Genomic DNA, 1,711 nt, shown 5'->3' with positions numbered 1-1,711 from the left:
CCTCTGGCGTTGTAAGGTTAAGCCTCACGGGTCATTAGTACCGGTTAGCTCAACGCATCGCTGCGCTTACACACCCGGCCTATCAACGTCGTCGTCTTCAACGTCCCTTCAGGACTCTCAAGGAGTCAGGGAGAACTCATCTCGGGGCAAGTTTCGTGCTTAGATGCTTTCAGCACTTATCTTTTCCGCACTTAGCTACCGGGCAATGCCATTGGCATGACAACCCGAACACCAGTGGTGCGTTCACTCCGGTCCTCTCGTACTAGGAGCAACCCCCCTCAATTCTCCAGCGCCCACGGCAGATAGGGACCGAACTGTCTCACGACGTTCTAAACCCAGCTCGCGTACCACTTTAAACGGCGAACAGCCGTACCCTTGGGACCTACTTCAGCCCCAGGATGTGATGAGCCGACATCGAGGTGCCAAACACCGCCGTCGATATGAACTCTTGGGCGGTATCAGCCTGTTATCCCCGGAGTACCTTTTATCCGTTGAGCGATGGCCCTTCCATTCAGAACCACCGGATCACTATGACCTGCTTTCGCACCTGCTCGAGCCGTCACTCTCGCAGTCAAGCCAGCTTATGCCATTGCACTAACCTCACGATGTCCGACCGTGATTAGCTGACCTTCGTGCTCCTCCGTTACTCTTTAGGAGGAGACCGCCCCAGTCAAACTACCCACCAGACACTGTCCGCAGCCCGGATCACGGGCCTACGTTAGAACATCAAACATTAAAGGGTGGTATTTCAAGGTTGGCTCCACGCAGACTGGCGTCCGCGCTTCAAAGCCTCCCACCTATCCTACACATCAAGGCTCAATGTTCAGTGTCAAGCTGTAGTAAAGGTTCACGGGGTCTTTCCGTCTTGCCGCGGGTACACTGCATCTTCACAGCGAGTTCAATTTCACTGAGTCTCGGGTGGAGACAGCCTGGCCATCATTACGCCATTCGTGCAGGTCGGAACTTACCCGACAAGGAATTTCGCTACCTTAGGACCGTTATAGTTACGGCCGCCGTTTACCGGGGCTTCGATCAAGAGCTTCTCCTTGCGGATAACCCCATCAATTAACCTTCCGGCACCGGGCAGGCGTCACACCGTATACGTCCACTTTCGTGTTTGCACAGTGCTGTGTTTTTAATAAACAGTTGCAGCCAGCTGGTATCTTCGACTGGCTTCGGCTCGGGGAGCAGGTCCCTCCACCTACGCGCCAGCGTGCCTTCTCCCGAAGTTACGGCACCATTTTGCCTAGTTCCTTCACCCGAGTTCTCTCAAGCGCCTTGGTATTCTCTACCTGACCACCTGTGTCGGTTTGGGGTACGATTCTGTGTTACCTGATGCTTAGAGGCTTTTCCTGGAAGCTGGGCATTTATCACTTCAGCACCGTAGTGCCTCGTCGTCACGCCTCAGTGTTAACAAGAGACCGGATTTACCTGGACTCTCCACCTACACGCTTAAACCGGGACAACCGTCGCCCGGCTGATATAGCCTTCTCCGTCCCCCCTTCGCAGTAACACCGAGTACAGGAATATTAACCTGTTTCCCATCGACTACGCCTTTCGGCCTCGCCTTAGGGGTCGACTCACCCTGCTCCGATTAACGTTGAACAGGAACCCTTGGTCTTCCGGCGAGCGGGCTTTTCACCCGCTTTATCGTTACTTATGTCAGCATTCGCACTTCTGATACCTCCAGCATGCCTCACAGCACACCTTC

Annotated in this window: 1 rRNA gene; it reads right to left on the bottom strand. The window is 54.4% G+C overall.

The window, feature by feature from the left end:
* Window positions 1-13 precede the first annotated feature (13 nt).
* A 23S ribosomal RNA gene (locus N5J69_RS22125) occupies window positions 14-1,711 on the bottom strand; the annotation flags it as partial.

Origin of the sequence: Pantoea sp. GD03673 (genome assembly GCF_029844725.1) — a bacterium.
Classification (GTDB): Bacteria; Pseudomonadota; Gammaproteobacteria; order Enterobacterales; family Enterobacteriaceae; genus Pantoea.
Note: the sequence above shows the minus strand (reverse complement) of the source record. Positions and strands in the feature narration are given on the sequence as shown.